This window comes from Kaistia hirudinis, assembly GCF_014196455.1.
Lineage (GTDB): Bacteria > Pseudomonadota > Alphaproteobacteria > Rhizobiales > Kaistiaceae > Kaistia > Kaistia hirudinis.
Genome location: NZ_JACIDS010000003.1, coordinates 417,647 through 433,366, shown reverse-complemented (window position 1 = coordinate 433,366; position 15,720 = coordinate 417,647). Strand labels below are relative to the sequence as shown.

At 67.3% G+C, this 15,720-nt stretch carries 15 protein-coding genes; 1 reads left to right on the top strand and 14 read right to left on the bottom strand.

Going from position 1 to position 15,720, the window contains the following annotated elements:
- Positions 1-61 precede the first annotated feature (61 nt).
- From GGR25_RS12060 to GGR25_RS12005, 12 genes are all read right to left on the bottom strand, one after another.
- Positions 62-880: an SDR family NAD(P)-dependent oxidoreductase gene (locus GGR25_RS12060; protein ID WP_183399033.1), complete on the bottom strand. Its 819-nt coding sequence runs from the start codon at positions 878-880 to the stop codon at positions 62-64.
- A gap of 54 nt (positions 881-934) precedes the next feature.
- Positions 935-1,825, bottom strand: a complete 891-nt coding sequence (locus tag GGR25_RS12055; RefSeq protein ID WP_183399032.1) for an intradiol ring-cleavage dioxygenase — start codon at positions 1,823-1,825, stop codon at positions 935-937.
- Between the two features lie 10 nt (positions 1,826-1,835).
- A complete protein-coding gene (locus GGR25_RS12050) occupies positions 1,836-3,590 on the bottom strand; it encodes an FAD-dependent oxidoreductase (RefSeq protein WP_183399031.1) in 1,755 nt (584 codons plus the stop codon).
- Positions 3,590-4,654, bottom strand: coding sequence for a branched-chain amino acid ABC transporter permease (locus GGR25_RS12045; RefSeq protein ID WP_183399030.1), 1,065 nt, complete (start codon positions 4,652-4,654; stop codon positions 3,590-3,592). The genes GGR25_RS12050 and GGR25_RS12045 overlap by 1 nt, the downstream gene beginning before the upstream one ends.
- 15 nt (positions 4,655-4,669) lie before the next feature.
- The gene (locus GGR25_RS12040; RefSeq protein ID WP_183399029.1) at positions 4,670-5,533 is read right to left on the bottom strand and encodes a branched-chain amino acid ABC transporter permease; all 864 of its coding nucleotides are present in this window, start codon (positions 5,531-5,533) and stop codon (positions 4,670-4,672) included.
- The gene (locus GGR25_RS12035) at positions 5,530-6,237 is read right to left on the bottom strand and encodes an ATP-binding cassette domain-containing protein (RefSeq protein ID WP_183399028.1); all 708 of its coding nucleotides are present in this window, start codon (positions 6,235-6,237) and stop codon (positions 5,530-5,532) included. The genes GGR25_RS12040 and GGR25_RS12035 overlap by 4 nt, the downstream gene beginning before the upstream one ends.
- On the bottom strand, positions 6,234-6,950 hold the full coding sequence (locus GGR25_RS12030; protein WP_183399027.1) for an ABC transporter ATP-binding protein: 717 nt from the start codon (positions 6,948-6,950) through the stop codon (positions 6,234-6,236). The genes GGR25_RS12035 and GGR25_RS12030 overlap by 4 nt, the downstream gene beginning before the upstream one ends.
- Positions 6,951-7,012: 62 nt before the next feature.
- Positions 7,013-8,287 (bottom strand): ABC transporter substrate-binding protein, encoded by a 1,275-nt coding sequence (locus tag GGR25_RS12025; RefSeq protein ID WP_183399026.1) that lies wholly within the window; start codon positions 8,285-8,287, stop codon positions 7,013-7,015.
- 24 nt (positions 8,288-8,311) lie between these two features.
- Positions 8,312-9,376, bottom strand: a complete 1,065-nt coding sequence (locus tag GGR25_RS12020) for a maleylacetate reductase (RefSeq protein WP_183399025.1) — start codon at positions 9,374-9,376, stop codon at positions 8,312-8,314.
- A complete protein-coding gene (locus GGR25_RS12015; protein ID WP_183399024.1) occupies positions 9,373-10,032 on the bottom strand; it encodes an alpha/beta hydrolase in 660 nt (219 codons plus the stop codon). The genes GGR25_RS12020 and GGR25_RS12015 overlap by 4 nt, the downstream gene beginning before the upstream one ends.
- Positions 10,029-10,988, bottom strand: a complete 960-nt coding sequence (locus GGR25_RS12010) for a VOC family protein (RefSeq protein WP_183399023.1) — start codon at positions 10,986-10,988, stop codon at positions 10,029-10,031. Before GGR25_RS12010 ends, GGR25_RS12015 begins: the two co-directional genes overlap by 4 nt.
- A 3-nt stretch (positions 10,989-10,991) precedes the next feature.
- Entirely contained in the window at positions 10,992-11,900 is a 909-nt protein-coding gene (locus GGR25_RS12005) for a dioxygenase family protein (RefSeq protein ID WP_183399022.1), read from the bottom strand.
- A gap of 93 nt (positions 11,901-11,993) precedes the next feature.
- Between GGR25_RS12005 and GGR25_RS12000 the strand changes: the two genes are divergently transcribed.
- A complete protein-coding gene (locus tag GGR25_RS12000; RefSeq protein WP_183399021.1) occupies positions 11,994-12,944 on the top strand; it encodes a LysR family transcriptional regulator in 951 nt (316 codons plus the stop codon).
- A 28-nt stretch (positions 12,945-12,972) separates the two neighbouring features.
- On the opposite strand, the gene GGR25_RS11995 is transcribed toward GGR25_RS12000, so the two are convergent.
- Both GGR25_RS11995 and GGR25_RS11990 read right to left on the bottom strand, forming a co-directional pair.
- Entirely contained in the window at positions 12,973-14,724 is a 1,752-nt protein-coding gene (locus GGR25_RS11995; RefSeq protein ID WP_183399020.1) for a LuxR C-terminal-related transcriptional regulator, read from the bottom strand.
- A gap of 39 nt (positions 14,725-14,763) precedes the next feature.
- On the bottom strand, positions 14,764-15,636 hold the full coding sequence (locus GGR25_RS11990; protein ID WP_183399019.1) for an AAA family ATPase: 873 nt from the start codon (positions 15,634-15,636) through the stop codon (positions 14,764-14,766).
- Positions 15,637-15,720: the final 84 nt, after the last annotated feature.

Here is a 15,720-nt window from a genome sequence, read left to right as displayed (position 1 = left end):
TCTGGATGGCTTCTTCCTGCGTGGGGACAGCCCGCATCGCGGGCTGCAGGCATGGATCCGATCAGGTCATGCGCGTCAGCGACCCGCCGTCGATCACGATCAGCGAGCCCGTGAAATAGGAACCGGCTGGCGAGGCGAGCAGCAGCGCCACTCCCTTGATGTCCTCGACGTCGCCGATGCGCCCGATCAGCGACTGGCTCTCGAAGGCGGCGCGGTCTTCCTTGTTGCGCAGCCGTCCGCCGGCGATGTTGGTGATGAAAGGGCCGGGCAGGATGGCGTTGACGCGGATGCCGTAGGCACCGAGCTCCATCGCCATGTGGCGGACGAAATGGTTCACCGCCGCCTTGGCCGGCATATAGGACGTGCCGACGATGCTCTCATTGATCATCGAGGCGATCGACGAGGTGACGATGATCTCGCCGCCGCCGTTCGGCTTCATATGGCGGACGGCGTTCTTCACCGTCGTGTAGACCGAAGTCAGGTTGATCTCGATCCCCCGATCCCATTGCTCGTCGGGAATGTTCTCGATCGCTCCGTCCGGGTTGCGCTCGCCGGTCGGCGTGTTGAAGCCGGGACCGGGATCGATGCCGGCATTGGCGAAGACCGTGTCGATGCGGCCATGCTTCGCGGCCACGGCGTCGAAGGCGGCGGCCATGGCGGGCCGGTCGCCCACATCCACGACCTGGCCCCAGACATCCCATCCCTTGGCCGTCATCTCGCCGACGACCCGGTCCAGCCCGGCCGGGTCGATGTCGAAGATGCAGACCCTGGCGCCATGCTCGGCCAGGATCTCGGCATAGGCCCGCCCGATGCCGCTGGCACCGCCGGTGACGATCACCGACTTGCCGGCGACATCGAACATTGTCTCGAGTGCGGCCATCTGTTCCTCCCGTTACCGCAATTCACTGCTGCGCCCCCCTCCGGGCGCAGGCCTTCAGGCCGTCTTCGCCCGCGACAGGACGAAGTCGAACTCCACGTCGTAGTAGGGCGCCTTGAGACCGACCGTGGTCGCCGCCGTCGCGTCGTCGATCTTCACGAACTCGGCGAGCAGGCTCTTCTTCACGCCGAAGACGGCGTCCGAATTGATGTAGGGATCATCCGGATCGAAGATGTGCGTGGTGAGCGGCTCATAGCCGTCCGCCGAGATGATGTAGTGCAGGTGCGCCGGGCGGTTGGGATGGCGTCCGAGCGCGCCGAGCAGCTTGCCGACCGGGCCGTCGTCGGGGATCGGGTAGTATTTCGGTTTCACGCCGCGGAACCAGTAGCGGCCGTCCGGGCCGGTGCGGAAGACGCCGCGCAGGTTGAAGTCGGGCTGGATGCCCTTCTGCTGCACGTCGTAGAAGCCCTCGTCATTGGCCTGCCAGACGTCGATCTTGGCGCCCTCGACCGGGTTGCCCTTCGTGTCGAGGATATGGCCATGGACGAACATCGGCTCGCCCTTCTGGTCGAGGCAGATGTCGGCGCCCATCGGCAGTTCGGGTGCGCCGGCGACGTGGAACGGCCCCAGCACGGTCGACTCCGAAGCGCCCGAGGGCTTGCGATTGTTGATCGCGTCGACCAGCATCGAGACGCCGAGGATATCGGACAGCAGGATGTATTCCTGCCGCCACTCGTTGCAGATCTGCCCCGTCTCGGTCAGGAACATGATCGCGCGGAACCACTCATCCTGGGTCGGCTCGATCTCCTTGACCGCCTCGTGCAGCTTGCGGGTGATCACCTCCATGATCTGCTTGAGGCGCTCATCCTTCGCGTTCTTGTTGCGCGCCACGACCACATCCGCCGAGTCCGCCTCGGTGAAGTAGCCATATTCGTGATCCGCGTTCATCGCCGTCTCCTCAGCGCGCGAGAATGGATGTGAGCACGCGGCGCAGTTCGGCCGCCGGATCGGCGGCGAGCGTTTCCGAGCGCCAGGCCACGTGATGATCGGGACGCACGATCAGGCAGCCGGCGTCGCGAATCTCGCTCGCCCGCGCCCAGTCGCCGGTGTGGTCCTCGATGGCGCGGCGCGGACCGATGACATGGGTGCGGATCGGCAGGCCAAGTTCGGCGCTGACGGTCTCCGCAGCCTTGACCCAGGCCTCGCCGCCGATGCCGGTCAGCAGCGTGAACTCCCCGCGACCGCACAGGTCGAGCGTCGAGACCTTGGCACCCGCACGATCGAACACCCACACATGCGGTAGCCGCGCGCCCGGCCAGGTGGTCGGCGCGTAGTGCAGCTCGCGATCCTTCTCAAAGGCCGGCTCCGCCTGCCCATCCGTCGCGATCGCCTCCGAGCGATAGCGCTGGTTCATCTCGACGCCATGCGCATCGAACTCGTACTTCTTGAACGCGATCGCCTTGCGGAGCGCCTCACGCTGCGCCTCGGCGGCCGGCGTCGCGTCGGCACGCGCCTCCATGTTCTTCTGGATCTTCTCGTGGTCGACGCCGCCATCCATGCCGAGCGCCTCGAAGATCGGACCGAACTCGGCGATCGACTGATTGGCGCGCGTCACGATCTGGCGGGCGACCGGCGCACGCTCGGCGGAATAGCTGTCGAGCAGGCCGAGGCCGGCCTGGCCCTTCACGACCTTGGCGAGCTTCCAGGCGAGGTTGAACGAATCCTGGATCGAAGTGTTGGAGCCGAGGCCGTTGGACGGGGGATGGCGATGGGCGGCGTCGCCCATGATGAAGGCGCGCCCTTTCTGCATATGCGTGGCGAAGCAGTTGTTCACCGTCCAGGTGTTGGCGCGCAGCAGCTCGATTTCGAGGTTCGGATCACCGACCAGCTGGCGCGCGACTTCGGTCGCCAGCGCCGGCGTCACCTCGGGCGGCGGCTGGTTGATGTCGTAGCCCCAGACGATCAGCCATTCGTTCCACGGCCGGACCATGCGCACGAGGCCCATGCCGATGCCGCCGACATCCGCGCCCGGCTGCATGACCCAGTAGAGAACGCTCGGGCGATGGGCGACGTATTTGGAGAGATCGGCCCGGAACAGGATGTTCATCGAGCCGCCGACGCCCATCTTGCCCTCGAAGGGCAGGCCAAGATGCTCGGCGACGAGCGAATTGCCGCCATCGGCGCCGACCAGGAACTTGGAGCGGACCGTGAATTCCTTGCCCGACAGGCGGTCGCGGCAGGTCGTCGTGACGCCCTCGTCGTCCTGGATGTGGGAGAGATATTCCGTGCTCATCCGGGCCTGCGTGCCGCGTGAGCAGGCCGTCTTGAACAGGATCGGCTCCATGAAGGTCTGCGGCAGATCGTTCATGAAGCAGGGCGAGGAGAGCAGATGTTCGGCCTTGGAGAGCGGGTGCGTGCCCCAGCTCTTCATGCGGCCGATTTCTTCGCCGGCGAGGCTCTCGCAGAAGACGTTCTCGCCCATGATCTCCTGGGGCGAAGCATGCATCACCGCCTCGCCCTCGACGTCGGGGCCGAGGTCGCGCAGCACTTCCATGGCGCGCTGGTTGGTGATGTGGGCGCGCGGGGTGTCGGCCAGCCAGCGATAGCGGTTAATGACCATGTTCGCGACGCCATAGCTCGAAAGCAGCGCCGCCGTGGCCGAGCCGGCAGGGCCCGTTCCCACGATCAGCACGTCGGTTTCGATATCGGCCATCAGTGTCCTCCCTCGATCTTCGGACCGGCCAGCCTGCGGCGGACCGGGAACAGGTGCAGGCCGCTGCGGGAGGAGATCAGCCCCCACAGGCCCCGTGGTGCGAAAAGCATGACGACGATGGCGATGATGCCGAGGCTCAGCAGGTACCAGCTGCCGTAGTCGGCGAGCGCCGAGCGAAGGATGAAGAAGACGATCACGCCCAGGATCGGGCCCTCGATCGTGCCGATGCCGCCGATGACGACGATGAAGACGACATAAGCGGTCCAGTCGGTCAGCGCGAAGGCAGCATCGGGCGAGATGCGGGCGGTCTGCAGGAAGATGAGCGCGCCGGTCAGGCCCGTCGCGACGGATGCGAGCAGGAAGACCGCCCATTTGAGCCGGCCGGCATCGACGCCGACGGATTTCGCCGCCTCGGTATTGTCGCGCACGGCCGCGAGCGCCAGGCCGAGCCGGTTGCGCAGCAGCCAGTAGATGCCGCCCGTCACGGCAACGACGAGGACCAGCGCCAGCCAATAGGCGAGGATGTCGCGCGCAGCCGCCTCGCGCACGGAGAAAAGCGCACGGATCGCGTCGACGCCCAGGATGCTGCCGGTCGCCTCACGCGGCAGCGACGTGCCCGTGCCGCCGCCGAGCGTCTTCCACTGCGCGACAAGCAGGCGGGTGACTTCTGCGATCACCCAGGTGCCGATGGCGAAATAGGCGCCCTGCAGGCGGAAGACGAAGAAGGCCGTCGGAATGGCCAAGATGAGCGCAGCGACACCGCCGAGTAGGATTGCGAAGACCGGATTCCAGCCGGCCAGGATGACGCCCGCGAACATCGCATAGGCGCCGATGCCGACGAAGGCCTGCTGGCCGACCGAGACGAGGCCGCCATAGCCGGCGAGCAGGTTCCAGAGCTGCGCCAGCGTCAGCATGGTCAGGATGTAGAAGAGATCCTGGATCACGCTGCGCGAGACGAAAGCCGGCAACACGATGCCGACGGCGATCAGCACGAGCGCGGCAAGGCCAGCGGCCGTGCCGGTCCGGGTGCGGGTGGTGAGGCGATAGGAGGCGAGCTGGGTCATGGTTCTTTGCCGCCCTCAATCCACCGCACGCGGGAACAGACCCCGCGGCTTGACCAGGAGCACCAGCAGGAAGGCGATATGGCCGGCGAGGATCTGCCATTCGGGATTGATCGCGGCGCCGAAGGTCTGCGCGACACCGATGATGATGCCGCCGGCGAGCGTGCCCCACAGACTGCCGAGCCCGCCGATGATCACCGCCTCGAACGCATAGAGCAGGCGCGCCGGACCGACCGAGGGATCGAAATTGGCGCGCATGCCGAGATAGAGCGCCGCGACGGTGACCACGACCATGGCGAGCCCGGTCGCGATCGCGAAGATCCGCTTGGGCTCGATGCCCATGAGGCCGGCGGTGACGGTGTCGTCCGATGTCGCGCGGAAGGCGCGGCCGAGCGCTGTCTGATAGAAGATCGCGTTCAGCGCCACGATCACGGCGATGGCCGAGGCGAAGGTGAGGAGCGGCATCACGCCGACCGTGACGATCCCCAGATTGATCGACGCGCCCTCGAGCGCTCCGGCGGGGATGCGGCGGCTATCGGCCGAGAAGGCCTCGAGCAGGCCGTTCTGGATGGCGATCGAGAGACCGAAGGTGACGAGGAGCGGCGGCAGGATGTCCTTGCCGAGGACGCGGTTGAGCACCGCGCTCTGCAGCAGCCAGCCGAGGACGAACATGATCGGCGCCGCGAGCAGGGCCGCGACGAAAGGCGAAAGGCCGAGCAGGGAGACGCCGAGCAGCACCAGATAGGCGGCGAACACGATCAGATCGCCATGGGCGAGATTGACCAGCCGCATGATGCCGAAGACGAGCGAGAGCCCCGCGGCGAACAGCGCATAGAGTCCGCCGAGCAAAATTCCCTGAACGAGTGTGTCGACGAGGATCATGCCGCCTCCCCGAAATAGGCGGCGTGGATCGCCTCGCGCGTCACGTCGCCGGCCTTGGCGGCGAGCGTCACATGCCCCTCCATCATGCAATAGACGCGGTCGGCGACGGCGAGCGCCTTGCCGATATCCTGTTCGACGACGACGATCGCCGCCCCGCCTTCGCGGATCTTCGGCAGCGCGGCATAGATGTCGCGGATGACGACGGGCGCGAGACCGAGGCTGATCTCGTCGCAGAGCAGCAGTTCCGGGTTCGACATCAGCGCGCGGCCGATGGCCACCATCTGCTGCTGTCCGCCGGACAGCGCCGTGCCCGGGTTCCGGCGCCGCTCGCGCAGGATCGGAAAGAGGTCGTAGATCGCGGCGAGGTTCCAGGGACCCGGCGCCTTGCGCATCTGCCCGCCGATCAGGAGATTTTCCTCGACCGTGAGCGAGGGAAACAGACGGCGGCCTTCGGGAACCATCGCGATGCCGCGCTTCATGACCTCGGCGGACGAGAGCGCGCCGATCGACTCGCCCCGATGCAGCACCATGCCGGGCTCGTTGCGCAGCACCCCGGTGATCGAGCGCATCAACGTCGATTTGCCGGCGCCATTCGCGCCGATGATGGCGACGCACTCGCCGGCATCGACGGTGACGTCGACACCGAACAGGGCGCGGAACTGGCCGTAATTGGCGGTGAGGGCGCGGGTCTCGAGCAACATCACACTTCGAGCCCCAGATAGATCTCGCGCACCTCTTTCGAGGCCATGATCGCGTCCGGCGCGCCGAGGCCGATCACGCGTCCGAAATCGAGAACCAGCAGCCGCTCGACTACCGAGTTCAGGGCGTGCAGCACATGCTCGATCCAGATGATCGTCGTGCCCTTGGCGTGGATCGAGCGGATCGTCGCGACGAGCGCCTTGCATTCGCCCTCGGTCAGGCCACCCGCGATCTCGTCCAGCAGCAGGAGCTGGGGATCGGTCGCCAGGGCACGCGCGAGCTCCAGCCGCTTGCGGTCGAGCAGGCTGAGCGTTCCCGCCACGACATTGGCCTTCTTCAGAAGCTCCGTCTCGTCGAGGATGCGGGCGCAATCCTCGACCATCTCGGCCTCGCGCCCGCCACGCCCGAAGGCGGCGGCGGTCAGGAGGTTCTCGAAGACGGTCAGCCCCTCGAAGGGCTGCGGAATCTGGAACGAGCGGCCAACGCCCATGCGCACCCGCTCCATCGCCGGAGCCCGCGTCACGTCCCGGCCCAGGAATTCGATCCGCCCGGCATTGGCGAGCAGATTGCCGGTGATGAGGTTGAACAGCGTCGACTTGCCGGCGCCGTTCGGGCCAATGATCCCGAGCGCCTCGCCGCGCGGCACGGCAAAGGTCACGGAATCCGCGACCTTCAACGCGCCGAACGACTTGGAGACGTTTTCAAGCTTCAGGATCATCGTATCCCTCTTGCGACCGCGCGCGGCGGACGGCCTCGCTGGCCGGCCGCCGCCGCCGATCATCAGCCGAGCGCTTCCATCTTGCCGGCTGCCGGAATCTCGGGAGCGTTCGAGTTGTCGACGATCACGAGATCGAAGCCGCCGCCGTCCTTCATCCGCCACTGGCCGCCGACGAGCGGCGTCTTGGTGACGTTCTTGGCCGCGAAGGGCGGAACGCCCGCACCGTTCCAGGCGACCTTGCCGACGATGGTGGGAAGATCGGTCGCCGCAATCGCGGCGGCCACAGCCTCGGCGTCGCCGACATCCTTCACACGGCCCATCACATTGGCCGCCATCTCGAACAGCGAATGGACGAAGCCGATCGGCTGCGTCCAGGGGCGGCCGGTCTTGGCGGTGAAGGCTGCCGCGAGTTCGGCCGAGCTCTGCCCCGTCAGCGAGGACTTGAACGGGTGCGAGGCCGACCACCACACCTCGGACGAGAGGTTGTTGCCGGCGGCGCCCAGCGTCTCGACGGATTGCGGGAACAGCAGCGCCTTGGCAACCGTGACGGCCTTGGGCTTGAAGCCCTGCTGGCGGGCCTGGTTCCAGAAGGTCGTGAAGTCGGGCGGAATCACCACGCCGGTCACGATCTCGACGCCACCCGATTTGAAGGCGTTGATCTGCGCCGTGAAATCGTCCGAGAGATTCTGGTAGCGGCCGGGGTCCGTCAGCGTGAAGCCCGCGGCTTCGAGGCCGGGCTTCAGGCCATTCTTCGCGTCACCCCAGGCATTGCCGTCGGCATCGTTCGGGAACAGCCCGCCGACCTTGCCGTTGGTGGAAAGCTGCTTCCACATCGACGTGTAGGTCGCGATGATGTCTTCGAGACCCCAGAAATAGTGATAGGCGAAGTTGAACGGCTTCCAGGATGCCGGATCGCCCGGATTGCCCTGCTGGCCGATGAACCAGGGCTGCCACGGAGCCATGGTCGAGATGACCGGAACGCCCTCGGCCTCGCAGGTCGTCGCGACCGGGTTGGTGTTCTCAGGCGTCGAGCCGACCAGCATCAGGTCGATCTCGCTGTCGACGATGAGCTCCTTCGCCACCTCCGCAGCCCGGTTCGGGTTGGACTGGCTGTCCTTGACGATGACTTCGAAGTTCTTGCCGGCGTCGGAGGCCAGGAAGGCCTGGATGTTGAACGCGTCGCTCTCGGCGAAGCCGGCGAGCGGCCCCGTCTGCGGCGACACATAGCCGAGCTTGATCTTCGCGCCCTGCGCGATGGCCGGGGCGGCGAGCCCAGGCACGGCAAGCGCGGCACCCGTGGCAGCGGATGCCTTCAGGAAATTGCGTCTCGTAATCATGTGCTTCTCCTCCCTCTTGTTCCCTCAGCCCCCCGGACGGCGTCCCTCCCACGCCGTCTGGAGGAGTTCCCTGATCGATCCCGGGTCTATCGGCCGCGGGTTCGAATAGGCGTTTTTCACCGCGATCGCCGTCGCTCGGTCGAGGTCGCCTTCGGCGATACCAATGTCCTTGAGGCTAAGCGGCGAGCCTACGCTCTTGGCGAAATCCCAAAGGCCGCCACCGGCCGAGCCGCCGCCAAAAACGTCGGCGAGGGGCGCGAGCAGCTCAGGTACGGCGACTTCGTTGAAGGCCGTGGTGTAGGGCAGCAGGATGGCGTGGGTCTCGGCATGGGGCGTTTCGAACGAGCCGCCGAAGACATGCGCCAGCTTGTGGTGCAGCGCCATCTGGACATAGCCGAGTGCCGTCGAGCAGCACCACGCCGCATAGAGCGCCTGCGCGCGCGCCTTCTCGTCTTTCGGATCGGCGATCAGCGTCGGGATGCCGTCGCGGAACGCGACCATCGCATCCCTGCACATCAGCTCGATCACCGGATTGCGGTCCGGGGCGTAGAACGCCTCCATCGCATGGGCGATCGCGTTCATCGCCGAGGTCACGGTGAGCGAGACCGGCAGGCTGAGCGTCAGATCGACGTCATAGATCACCGTCTCGGGCCGGATGTCCGGCGAGCGCCGCGTGGCCTTCTCGCCCGCTGCCGTCTCGCCCAGAATGTCGGTCATCTCCGAACCGGCATAGGTGGTCGGAATCACGACCTGATCGGCGCCGGTGCGCACCGCGATCGCCTTGCCGAGCCCGGTGGTCGAACCGCCGCCGAGGCTCACGACCGCGCTCGCGCCGCTTTCCCGGAAGGCCGCCACGGCCTGCTCCGTCACCTCGACCGGCGTGTGCATCGTCGCGCCGGAGAACACGCCGGCCGCGAGATCACCGAGGCTCGCCGCGAGCGTCTCGGCTTCGCCCTTCTGATGCGGCGTGGAGAGCACCAACGCCTTCGCGTGGCCGAGCCGGCTCACTTCCTCGGCGGCCTGCGCCATGGTGCCGGACCCGAAGACGACCCGGGTGGTGAGGCCCGGGAAGACGAAGCTGTCCATCATCGTGGCGCCTCCATGCGCGGACGCCTGCCCGCGGAAAGATCGGAGAGGATCGCCTCGAGCATTGCGATCTCGGCGTCGGAAACTTCGTGAGCGCGGCCGGGAAAGACGTCGGCGCGGACATGCGCGCCCATCTTGCCGAGCGAGCCGAGCGCTTCCGTGAACGCGCCGAGCGGAATCCAGGGATCCGCATCGGCACCGGTCAGGTAGATCGGCAGGCCAGCCGGAGCAGCCTCAGCCCGCCCGTCGGCCGGAACGCCGACGCGGCAGCCGGTCAGCGCGACGAGCGCCTCGGGCGGCGGCAATCCGGCGCAGACATATTCCATTGAAAGGCAGGCGCCCTGCGAGAAGCCCGCCAGCAGCAGCGGCAATCCCGGCAGTTCCGCCCTCGCCGCCACGATGGCGGCGGCGAGATGATCGAGGGCAGCGGAAAGCTGAGCCCGGGCGACCGAGGTCAGCGGGTCGACGGCACGCGCTTCGTACCACGCACCCGTCGGGGCGCGCGGCAGGACGAAGGCCACGCCTGGCGCGGCAAGCCGCGCCAGGACATGGGACTGCATCTCCTCGGGGGACTGGCCGCGGCCATGGACGAAGACGCAGACCGCCTTCGCCGCCGAACCGCGGGCCCCGAGCCGAAGTGGGCCGCCGCCTGCGTTCATGCGAACGTCGCCTCCTCGAGACCGGCGCGCAGCTCGTCCTCGCGATCCTTGAACCACGGCGGGAACACCAGCGTCTTGCCGATCGCGCCCGGGGGCTCGTCCTTGGCCCAGCCCTCCGGCGTGGTCCAGGCGAGTTCGAACAGCGCGCCGCCGGGCGAGCGGACATAGCAGGACTTGAAGTAGTTGCGGTCCTTCTGCTCCGAGATGTCCGTGAAGCCGAGGCCCTCGATATGGGCGCGCAGCTTCATCTGGTTCTCTTCGTCGCCCGTATTGAGAGCGAGGTGATGGATGGTGCCGCCGGCGAGCGTCCAGGTGCCCTGCGCGCTGTCGCGGTCGACGATGACCTCGACACGCTGATTGACGCCGTTCGCATCGGGAACGCGATAGACGAGGCCCTCATGCGTGTCGGCCTCCTTCTCCAGCGGCAGGGCGATGGTCAAGAAGTCGTCCATGGCCGTGCGATCGGTCACGGCGACGACACCGCCATAGATGCCCTTGATGCCGTGTTCCTTGCCGATGCCCTGCGCGGCATTGGTGATCGGCTCGCGCGGGTCGCTGTCGCTCTCGACGAGTTCATGCAGGATGCCGCAGGGATGCGCGAAGGCGGCGCGATCGGCGCCGAAGCGGGTGATCTTGGTCGCCTCGATGCCGCGCTCGTTCAGGCGGTCGACCCAGAAGCCGGCGGCGCCCTTGGGGATCGCCTGCATGATGGTGCGCGACTGGTTCGTGCCGCGACGGCCATAAACGCCGGGCTTGCGGAACGGGAACGTCGTGATGATCGTCGACGCGTCGCCGTTCGGCGAGCCGTAATAGAGGTGGTAGACGGGGATCACGCCGTCGAACAACACCGTGCGCTTCACCGAGTGAAGGCCGAGCGCCTTGGTATAGAAGTCGAAATCCTCCTGCGCGCCGTCTGTCGACATCGTCAGGTGGTGGTAGCCACTGACACGAGCCATCGGTCATTTCCTCCCAGCATGTGCAGATTCGCCCTGCCGCTCAGGGCAGAGCACGAGATTGAGGTCGAGCGCGTGCCTCCGCCTTCCTCCATTGAGAGGAAGCGCGCGGAACTCGGCCATGAGTTCGGGTTTGACCCCGAAGATCGCATCCCGGCCGATGGCAGGATCGGACCGGTCGAAGACGTGCGTGGTCAGCGTCTCGAAGCCGTTGGCGGTGATGCGAAAATGGATATGGGCGGGACGCTCGAGGCTGATGCCGAGCATCGCCATCAGCCGACCGACGGGCCCGTCCGCGGGCAGCATGTAGCCCTTCGGCTTCACCGACAGGAAGTGGAAGCGGCCCTGCGGATCGGTGCGGAAGCGGCCGCGCAGATTGAACTCCGGCTGGAGATCGGGCTCCTGGTTCTCATAGAGCCCCTCCGCATTGGCCTGCCAGACCTCGACGATTGCGCCGGCGAGCGGCTGACCGTCGAGACCCGCGACCCGGCCCGTCACGGCCAGCGGCTCACCCTTTCCGTCACGCGAGATGCTGGCGCCGAGCGCCGTCTCGGGGACATCGGCCCGGTAGAAGGGACCGGCCACGGTGTTGGGCGTCGCGCCGCGGGGCCGCGCGCTGTTCTGATCCTCGATGAGGGACGACACGCCGAGGACATCGGCGAGAAGCACCCATTCCTGGCGCCGGGAATCCGCGTAGTGGCCGACCTCGGTGATGAAATCGATCGCGATGCGGAACTCTTCGCCGGTCGGGCGCAGCGCCGCGATCAGGGCATGCAGGCTGCCAACGGTCGCAAGCGCCGCCTCGGCGAGGCGGGATGGGTCGGCTGTGGCGAGACGGCGCGCGAACTCCTCCGTCTGCGCCGAGATCGCTGCGGGGATTTCCTCCCTCCGCGGACCGTCGTGCTGGCCGTCCATTCATCCGGGGCCTCCCTTCCCCTTGCTGAACGGGATAGCACGGCAATCGCCCCGCCTTGATGAGTTGTGGGATCACCTATATAGCATTTTGCTATGAAGCTGAATGAGCGTCACCTGATGCAGCTCGCCGCGGTGCTCGATGCCGGCGGCGTCTCGGAAGGAGCCGCCATGCTGGGCCTGACCCAGCCGGCGGTCAGCCGTTCGCTTGCCATGCTCGAGGCGCGTGTCGGAGAGCCGCTGTTTCTCAAGGGTCGCCGCCCGCTCCAGGCGACCCCGCTCGGCGCCCAGCTCGCCGCGCAAGGGCGCACCATCATCACGGCGTCGCGCAAGGCATCCGACGCCGTGCAGGGCTTCATGAAGGGCACCAAGGGCGTGGTGCGCGTCGGCGGCGTGCCCTTCTTCATGGACGCCATGATCAGCCGCATGATCGGCGAATTCCAGAACCTGGAACCCGAGGTCACCGTCCAGCAGAGCTATCTCAACCTGCCCGAAATGGTGGCTGCGCTCGAAGCCAATCAGATCGACCTCGGCATCGTGCCGATCGGCGTGGTCGATCTCGGGCCGAGCTTCGAGTTCACCGAGATCCTGCCCGGCCGCAACATCGTCGCCTGCCGGCCGAGCCACCCGCTACTGCGCAATCGCCGCCTCAGGGCTCACGACCTGACGCGCTTTCCCTGGGTCGCGCCGCTGCCCGGCTCGCCGCTGATGTCGGATCTGCAGATGATCCTGATGAGCATCGGCATGTCCGAGCTGAACGTGCGCTATTCGGGCGGCTCGCTGATGAGCGTGATCAACTTCCTTGCCGAGACGGATGCGCTCGCCGTGCTGCCCTTCTCCGTCGTTTTCGCACAGCGCAAGGAGAACCGGGTCACGGTCCTGCCCTACGAGATTCCGCAGCCCAACCGCTCGCTCGGCATCCTGCGGCGGGTCGGCGGACCGCGCTCACCGGCGGCCGAGCGCTTCGCCGGCCATGTCACGACGGCCTTCGAAGAGCTGAAGCACATCATCAAGCGGCATGAGAACGCCGTCGTCTGGGGACGGTAGACGAGCGGCACCCAACCGAACCGATCGCTCAGCTCGCGTCCAGAAGTCCCGTCTGCCGCGCGACCGAGATCGCCAGGCTGCGGCGGCTGACGCCGAGCTTGGCGTAGAGGTTCTTCAGGTGGAACTTGACCGTCGCCTCGCTGAGCCCGAGGTCGCGCGCGATCTCCTTGTTGGTGGCATCGCGGGCCAGCAGTTCCAGCACCTCGTTCTCGCGCCCGCTCAGGATCTCGCCGCGCCCTGTGGTCGGCTTGCTCGGCCCGCCATGCTGCAGCGCGCCGACGATGCGGCTGACGAATTCCGACGTCTTGGGGCTGAAGGCCGAAAGGCCGAAGCGCCGGACGATGCCGCGCACGGCCTGGGCGAGCGGCTGGCCCTCGTCGAGGAAGACCTGCAGCCAATCCTGCGGCCGGGCGAGGGCGAGCGCCTGCTGCAGCGCCGCGCGGGCCTCTTCGAGCCGGCCCGCGGCCCAGTGAGCCTCGATGACGACGACGGTCGCGAGCAGGAGATGAAAGCCATGGCCGCGCGCGTGGGCGCGGAGCGCCAGACGCTCGAGCAGTTCGATCGCCCGTTCCGGCCGCTCCGTGCGGATGCAGACCCGGGCAACGCCGATCACCGCATCGCTCCATTCGCGCCATGACGGCCAGGCGCTCTCCTCGTCGATCGGCGGCAACCGGTCGACGATGTGCTGCGCCGACTCGATGAGCCCGGCCCGCGCGAGCAGTTCGATACGGATGATGTCGACGGCGAGGCGGAGGCGCGGCAGCTCGCGCTCGACCGCGACCTCCTCGGCCCGGTCCATCACCGCCAAAGCCGCCTCGATGCCGCCATGGGCGATCCGGCAGCGTGCGAGCGTGCCATAACCACGCACGAACAGATCGACCCACCCTTCGCCGCGCGCGAGATAGGGCATGCCCTCCTGCATCAGCCGCTCGGCGGCGGCGAGCTCGCCCTGATGATAGAGCGCCTCGGCGAGCGGGATATGCGCGATGGCGAGCAGATTGCGGTCGGTCCATTGATGGCGCTGGCACAGCTCCTCCGCCTCGCGCCCGAACAGGATCGCGGTGCTCAGCCGCCCGGACAGGATCGAGAGCAGGCCCATATGGATGAGCATGAAGATCTGGCCGTAGGACGCCTTCTCCTCGCGATAGCAGGTCAGTGATTTGAGGGCGTTGGTCCGCGCCGCCTCGAGATCGCCCTTCACCGTGTAGGCGATACAGAGATGATTGTAGATCCAGCCACGGCTCCAGGTCTCGCCCGGCCCCATCATCCGCGCGGTCCGCTCCAGCCACTCGATCTCCTCGTCGCCGGGATTGCGGTCATTGTAGACGGCGATGAGGCCCTCGATATGGTCGAGCGCGGTCACGGGAATGGCTGGAAACGGCGACGGCTCGTCCGCGCGGCGCAGGTCCACGATCAGTTCGCGCGCCATCTGCACGCGGCCCTGCTTCCCGAGCACCAGCGCATAGGAGATCATGAGGCTCGGCGAGCGGTAGATGACGTCGGTCGGGATGTTCTCGATGACGCGGGCGAGCACGCTGTGGCCCGCGCGGATGAAAATGCTGACGCCCCCGGCCTGCCGGATCGCCTCGGCCGCAAGCGCGAAATCGCCGCCGCGCGAGGCGTGGCTCACCGCCTTTTCGAGATGGCCGCGCTCGGCGAACCAGGCAGCGGCACGCCCGTGCAACGCCGCCACGCGCTCGGGCGGCAGTAACTGGAGATGCGCCGCGAAGGTGGCGCGGACCGCCGGGTGAAGGCGAAGCCAGCCGGGGCGCGAGGTCACCGGGACCAGGATCGGCGCGAAATCCTCCAGATCGCGCAGCTAGCGCGGCGCGACGTCGACGCCCGAGAGATGGGCGGCGAGATCGAGCGGGAACTCCGCCAGGATCGAGCACACCGTCAGCGCCTCGCGCATGTCCGGCGGGATCTGCGGCACGACCTCCTCGACCACGAAATCGCGGAAGACGCGGTGGTCGCCTGCCACAAGGGCAGCGCGGGTTTCCTTCTCGCCCGCATCGGCGAGCAGCGAGGCGGCGAGATTCACCAGCGCGGGCCAGCCTCCCGTCACCTCGGCAAAGGCCTCGAACTCCTCCGCCGACAGCCGCTTGCCGACCAATTGCTTCATTTCGGTGCGGGTGAAGGCGAGCTCGTCGGCGAGGATCTCGGTCAGCAGCCCCTTCAGACGAAAGCGCGACAGCGGCAGGTCGGGACGGCGATGCGATGAGACGATGACGCGCAGATTGTCGGGCAACTGGCGGAACAGCGCATTGCAAAATGCCGCGAAAGCCTCGCCGGCGGCCGCCTGGAACTCGTCCATGACCAGGATGATGCGACTGCCCTCGCCGGCGATCCGCGCGACGAGCATCTGGCGGGCGCGTTCGAGCCCGAGCCGCTGCGCCGGCGCGACGTCGAGACCGAGGGCGCCGGCGAGATTGTCGAGAAAGACCGCCGGATCGGAATCCTCCGGCGAAAGGGTGAGCCAGGCAAAGCGATCCTTCGGCTCGGCGAGACGCGACGATGCCGTCGCAAGCAGCTCGCTCTTGCCGAAGCCGGGCGGCGCCAGCAGCATCACGACTTGCCCGGCGAGGCCGTTGCGGATCCGGTCGAGCAGGAAGGGCCGCTCGATGGCATCGGCCGAGCCGCGCGGCACAGAGAAGCGCGGCGTCAGCGAACCGACCCGTTCAACGAAGGGCAATACTGACATCCCTTCCGCCGGCCTCCCTGTTGGTCAGACGCCCGAACCTATACCCCTCCGCATGGCGCGCAAGTTCCGGAGCTC